General features: G+C 72.8%; 4 protein-coding genes. 2 read left to right on the top strand and 2 right to left on the bottom strand.

Annotated features, from left to right (window positions below):
• Both G5C65_RS29595 and G5C65_RS29590 read right to left on the bottom strand, forming a co-directional pair.
• Window positions 1-742, bottom strand: a 742-nt coding sequence (locus tag G5C65_RS29595) for an SLC13 family permease (protein WP_277608119.1), incomplete at its 3' end; no start/stop codon positions are given.
• Between the two features lie 97 nt (window positions 743-839).
• Window positions 840-1625: an IclR family transcriptional regulator gene (locus tag G5C65_RS29590; RefSeq protein ID WP_206442414.1), complete on the bottom strand. Its 786-nt coding sequence runs from the start codon at window positions 1623-1625 to the stop codon at window positions 840-842.
• Window positions 1626-1719: 94 nt separating this feature from the next.
• Here G5C65_RS29590 and G5C65_RS29585 point away from each other — a divergent pair, with 94 nt between their 5' ends.
• Both G5C65_RS29585 and G5C65_RS29580 read left to right on the top strand, forming a co-directional pair.
• Window positions 1720-2898 carry an aminotransferase class V-fold PLP-dependent enzyme gene (locus G5C65_RS29585; RefSeq protein ID WP_165302119.1) on the top strand — a complete coding sequence of 393 codons (1179 nt, stop codon included), beginning with the start codon at window positions 1720-1722 and terminating at the stop codon, window positions 2896-2898.
• Window positions 2895-5840 carry an FAD-binding and (Fe-S)-binding domain-containing protein gene (locus G5C65_RS29580; RefSeq protein WP_165302118.1) on the top strand — a complete coding sequence of 982 codons (2946 nt, stop codon included), beginning with the start codon at window positions 2895-2897 and terminating at the stop codon, window positions 5838-5840. Before G5C65_RS29585 ends, G5C65_RS29580 begins: the two co-directional genes overlap by 4 nt.
• Window positions 5841-5867 lie beyond the last annotated feature (27 nt).

The following is a 5867-nucleotide window of genomic DNA, read 5'->3' as shown; positions in this document are numbered from 1 at the left end:
CCCCAGTCCCTGCCCCGGTCCCGGACCCAGCCCCGGTCCCGGGGTCCTGCGTCATGTCCGTCCGCTGCCCCAGCAACTGCCGTCCGCCGAACAGCAGGAAGGCAACGACATTGAGCGCGAGATTGAACACGAGCGAATACAGGAAGATCAATCCAGGGCTCGCCGAAATGTCGTTGTCCGCCACGACCTCGTTGGTGATGGTCCCGAAGACGCCGATCGGCGAGAATCCCCCCGCGCTGCCGCCGTTGGCGATGAAGATGCCCATCATCAACGGGTTGATCCCATAGCGTTTCGCGATGCTCATGCCGATGGGCGCGACGATGCCCACCGCGGCGGGAGTCAGCGCTCCCACCCCGGCGAGCACCGTGGTGACCAGGAACATCACCCAGGGGATCAGGGCTGTGCGGCCGCCGACGGCGCGCATGCAGACGTGGACCAGCCAGTCCACGGTTCCGTTTTTCCGTGCCATGGCGAACAGAAAGGTGACGCCGACGAGCACGACGAAGAGGTTTCCGGGAAATCCGTCGAAGATGTCGTCCGTCGACTGTCCGGTGAATCCCGTCCCCACGATGAACGCGGCGACGAAGGCCAGCACTCCCATATGGATGGAGCGGGTCGTGGCGATGAGAAAGATGAGGGCGAGTCCGATGATGGCGATGACGTGATCTGACACAAGGCTTCCCCGCCTTCGGCCGATGATCAGGTTGGGATCGGCGTGCGGTGCCCAGCGGGCACCGGTCATTCCGCAGTGCGGAATGCACATTTCGCATGGGGAAGTATTGAGATCCGTGTCACACGCCGTCAAGGGGTGCGACGTGACGCGGTGATGTGACGGTCCGTCACCGCGCCGGGCGTGGGCCGCCGCCCAGCGCCGCACCGATCCGGGCCGCGGCCTCGCGCGTCAACGCGGCGTGCTCCGCACGGGATTCGCTGGTCAGGCGGCTGCTCGGGACGTTGATGCTGACGCTGGCGACCGGCTGTCCGTACGGTCCGAGCACGGCGGAGGCGGTGGCCGAGACATCCTCGCGCCACTCGCCGTCATTCGTGGCGTACCCCCGGGCGCGGATCTCGGCGAGCTCCGCGCGCAGGGCGCCGGGGTCGGTGAGCGTCGTCCCGGTGAACCGGGTCAGCTCGGCGGCGAGCCGGCGCTCGATCGTGTCCGGGGCGCAGGCGGCCAGCACCGCCTTGCCGTTCGCGGACGCGTGCAGCGGCAGGTCCTTGCCCAGCGGCAGGATGATCCGCACCGGCTGCGAGGTCTCCAGCCGCTCGATCAGCACCACCTTGCCGCCCTCCGGGACGGCCAGGTGGACCGTCTCGTCGCACTGGCTGCGCAGCTCCTCCATCACCGGCACCGCCACATCCCGCAGCCCCAGCTCGCCCGTCGCGTGCCGCCCCATGAGCAGCGGCTTCGTGGTCAGCGCCCAGCGGGTGCCGCCGTCCTCGGCCTGGCGCAGCCAGCCGGCCCCGGCCAGGGTGCGCAGGGCGCGCTGCACCGTGCTCTTGGGCAGCTCCAGGGTGCGCGCCAGCTCCGAGACGCCGACCGGCTGCCGGGCGGCCACCTCGTCGAGCACCCGCAGCGCGTTCAGGACGTTCTGCACCGCACCTCCAGGGTCGTACGCACCCATTGACTCCTCCGGCGGGCCGTCTCTAGGCTCCGCCGTGCCATCTAACGATACAGCGTGCCGTATCACGGCACAGAGCGCAAGGGGGTTGGCTCGCGTGACCCTGCACACCGGCCGCCACTTCCTCCAGATCCCGGGCCCGACGAACGTCCCCGACCAGGTGCTCCGCGCCATGGCCCGGCCCACCATCGACCACCGCGGACCCGAGTTCGCCGCCCTGACCCGGCGGCTGCTCGCCGAGCTCCAACCCGTCTTCGGCACCACAGGCCCCGTCGTCGTCTACCCCGCGTCCGGCACCGGCGCCTGGGAGGCGGCCCTGGTCAACACCCTCAGCCCCGGGGACCGGGTGCTCTGCTTCGAGACCGGCCACTTCGCCACCCTCTGGCGCGCCATGGCCGAACAGCTCGGCCTCGACGTCGACTTCGTCCCCGGCGACTGGCGGCACGGCGCCGACCCCGCACGGCTCGCCGAACGGCTGGCAGCCGATGCCGGGCACACGATCAAGGCCGTCTGCGTCGTCCACAACGAGACCTCGACCGGCGTCACCAGCCGCATTCCCGCGCTCCGCCGCGCCCTGGACGAGGCGGGGCACCCCGCGCTGCTCCTGGTCGACACCATCTCCTCGCTGGCCTCCATCGACTACCGGCACGACGCATGGGGCGTCGACGTCACCGTCGCCGGATCGCAGAAGGGGCTGATGCTGCCGCCGGGCCTCAGCTTCAACGCCGTCAGCCAGAAGGCCCTCGCCGCCTCCCGTACGGCCGGGCTGCCCCGGTCGTTCTGGGACTGGCGGCCGATCCTGGAGGCCAACGAGCACGGCGCCTTCCCGTACACCCCGGCCACCAACCTGCTCTACGGGCTGGACGAGGCCCTGGCCATGCTCCGGGCCGAGGGCCTGCCCGCCGTCTTCGCACGGCACGCCCGGCACGCCCGCGCCACCCGCGCCGCCGTACGGGCCTGGGGGCTGGAGGTCCTGTGCGCCGACGAGCGCGAGCACTCCGGCTCGCTCACCGCCGTCCTGCTGCCGGACGGCCACGACGCCGACAAGGTCCGCGAGATCGTGCTGGAGCGCTTCGACATGTCGCTGGGCGCCGGGCTCGGCAGGCTCACGGGCCGGATCTTCCGGATCGGGCACCTGGGCCACTTGGGCGACCTCACCCTGGCCGGGACGCTGGCCGGGGTGCAGCTGGGGCTCCAGCTCGCCGGCGTTCCGGTGTCCCCCGACGGCCTGGGCGCGGCGCTCGACGTGCTCCGCGAGGAGGGCGAGGGCGCATGACCCGTACGGAACCGGCGCAGGCGCAGGCACCGGCACAGGAGCGGGCCGCGGACCTCGAACACCGACTCCGCCGCGACCTCGACGGCGAGGTCCGCTTCGACGGCTACACCCGGCATCTGTTCGCGCGCGACGCCAGCATGTACGCCATCACCCCGGTCGGCGTCGCCTTCCCGCGGCACGCCGGGGACGTCCAGGCAGCCGTCGCCGCGGCCGCCGAGCACGGCGTGCCGCTCGTCCCCCGGGGCGCGGGCACCAGCCTGGCGGGCCAGACCGTCGGCGCCGGGCTCGTCCTGGACCTCTCCCGCCATATGCACCGCATCGTGGAACTCGACCCGGGAGCCCGCACGGCCCTGGTGGAGGCAGGAGTGGTGCAGGACCAGCTCAACCGCGCCGCCGCACCGCACGGCCTGATGTTCGGCCCCGACACCTCCACCAGCAACCGCGCCACCCTCGGCGGGATGATCGGCAACAACTCGGCGGGCAGCGGCTCGCTGCGGCACGGCATGACCATCGACCACGTCCGCGCGCTCGACGCCGTGCTCTCCGACGCGAGCTCCGCCCGCCTCGCGCCCGTGGACGAGGGCGAACGCGCCCGCCGCGCCCGGGACTCCACCCTCGAAGGAGCCCTCTACCGCGAGCTGCCGCGCATCGTCCGGGACAGCGCCGCCGCCATCGAGGAGGGCTTCCCCGCCTTCTGGCGCCGCGCCTGCGGCTACCGGCTGGACCGGCTGGCGCGTCCCGACGAGCCGTTCGACCTCGCGAAGTTCGTCGTCGGCTCCGAGGGCACCCTCGTGCTCGCCACCCGCGCCCTGGTGGACCTGGTGCCCAAGCCGCGCCGTACGGTGATCGCCGTCGGCCACTTCACCTCCACCCAGGCCGCCATCGAGGCCACCGAGGACGCGCTGGCCTGCGAACCGGCCGCCGTCGAGCTGATGGACCGCACGATCCTGGACCTCTCGCGGCAGCGGATCGAGTACGCCTCGCTCGGCACGATCCTGGAGGGCGACCCGGAGGCGCTCCTGTTCGTCAGCTTCACGGGGGACGACGAGGGGGAGCTGCGGGCGGGCCTGGACCGCCTCACCGCGCTCTGGAAGCGGCACGGCCACGGCTACCACACCCTCCAGGCGGTCACGGCGGCCCAGCAGGAGGCGCTGCTGAAGGTCCGCAAGTCCAGCCTCGGCCTGCTGATGGCCGCCAGCGAGGGCACCCGCCGCCCGCTCGCCTTCGTCGAGGACACGGCCGTCGACCCGTCCCGACTGGCCGCCTACACCCGCGACTTCAGACAGATCCTGGACCGGCACGGCCTGACCGCGGGCTTCTACGGCCACTGCTCGGTCGGCTGCCTGCACATCCGCCCCTTCGTCGACCTCGCCGACCCGGCGCAGGAGCGCACCATGCGCGCCGTGGCCGAGGAGATCAAGGACCTGGTCGTCTCCTACGGCGGCGTCAACTCCAGCGAGCACGGCGACGGGCTGGCCCGCAGCGAGTTCAACCGGCAGATCTTCGGCGACCAGCTCTACGGGGCGATGCGCGAGGTCAAGGGCGTCTTCGACCCCGACAACCGGATGAACCCCGGCAAGATCGTGGACGCCCCGCCCATGACGGCGCATCTGCGGGACGCGGCGCTGCCGGAGCCGGGCCCCCTCCGCACCCGCCTCTCCTTCGAGGTCGTCGGCGGCATGCGGGGCGCCGCCGACCGGTGCATGAACATCGGGCTGTGCCGCAAGAGCGGCAGCGGCGCGATGTGCCCGTCGTACATGGCGACGAGGAACGAGGAGGACTCGACGCGGGGCCGGGCGGGCGCGCTGGTCAAGGCGCTGTCCGAGCCCGACCCGCGGCGCGCGCTGGGCGACGAGCGGCTGCACGAGGTCCTCGACCTGTGCCTGATGTGCAAGGCGTGCAAGAGCGAGTGCCCGCTCGGCGTCGACATGGCGACGCTCAAGAGCGAGGCCCTCTCCCACCACCACGACCTGCACGGCGTCCCGCTGCGCTCCCGGATGTTCGGCGCGATCCGCGCCCTGAACCGGCTGGGCTCGGCGACGGCCCCGCTCTCGAACCTGCCCGGCCGGGTGCCGCTGCTGCGCGCCCTGCTGGAGCGGACGCTCGGCATCGCGCGCGAGCGCCCCCTTCCGGTGTTCGAGCGGCGCGACCTGGCCCGCTGGTACCGCCGCGGGCGGCGGGCGGCGGCGGGGGCCGGTCCCCGGGGCAGCACCCTCACCTTCCTGGCCGACTCCTTCACCACGTACACCGAACCGGCCATCGGCCGCGCCGCTGTCGAGCTGCTGGAGCGGGCGGGCTGGCGGGTGCGGCTGGAGAGCCGGGGCTGCTGCGGGCGCTCCAGCCTGTCGAAGGGCCTGGTGGACGAGGCGAAGGCGAAGGCGGACCGGCTGGCCCGCCTCCTCACGGAGGAGACGGAGCCCGGCTCACCCATCGTCGGCTGCGAGCCCTCCTGCCTGATGACGCTGCGCGACGAGCACCGGGCACTGCGGCCCGGCGACCCGACGGCCGAGGACATCGCGGGACGCGTCCGCCAGGTGGAGGAACTGCTGACGGAGGCGATCGACGACGGCCGTCTGCGCCTGCGAGAGGGCGCCTGGCCCGCGCGCCGCCGCCTCCTCTACCACGGCCACTGCCACCAGAAGGCCGAGGTCGGCACGGCGGCGACGGTCGAGCTGCTCCGCCGCATCCCCGGCGCCGAGGTGGAGGAGGTCGACGCCGGGTGCTGCGGCATGGCCGGCTCGTTCGGCTTCGAGTCCGAGCACTACGAGCTGTCGCTGGCCGTGGGCCGGGACCGGCTCTTCCCGGCGGTGGAGGCGGAGCCGACGGACACGGTGGTGGTGGCCAGCGGGGTGTCGTGCCGCCAGCAGATCGCCCACGGCACGAGCCGGAGGGCGTGGCACCCGCTGGAGCTGCTACGGGAGTCCGTGGAGCAGATCCCCTGACCAGGGGGGCCAGGGGAGCCAGGGGGC

Source organism: Streptomyces boncukensis (genome assembly GCF_011045075.1).
In the GTDB taxonomy this organism is placed as follows: Bacteria; Actinomycetota; Actinomycetes; order Streptomycetales; family Streptomycetaceae; genus Streptomyces; species Streptomyces boncukensis.
Note: the sequence above shows the minus strand (reverse complement) of the source record. Positions and strands in the feature narration are given on the sequence as shown.

Coding starts and splice junctions, on each gene's coding strand:
- G5C65_RS29580 (WP_165302118.1), top strand. CDS start 2,895: ATGACCCGTACGGAACCGGCGCAGGCGCAGGCACCGGCACAGGAGCGG.
- G5C65_RS29590 (WP_206442414.1), bottom strand. CDS start 1,625: ATGGGTGCGTACGACCCTGGAGGTGCGGTGCAGAACGTCCTGAACGCG.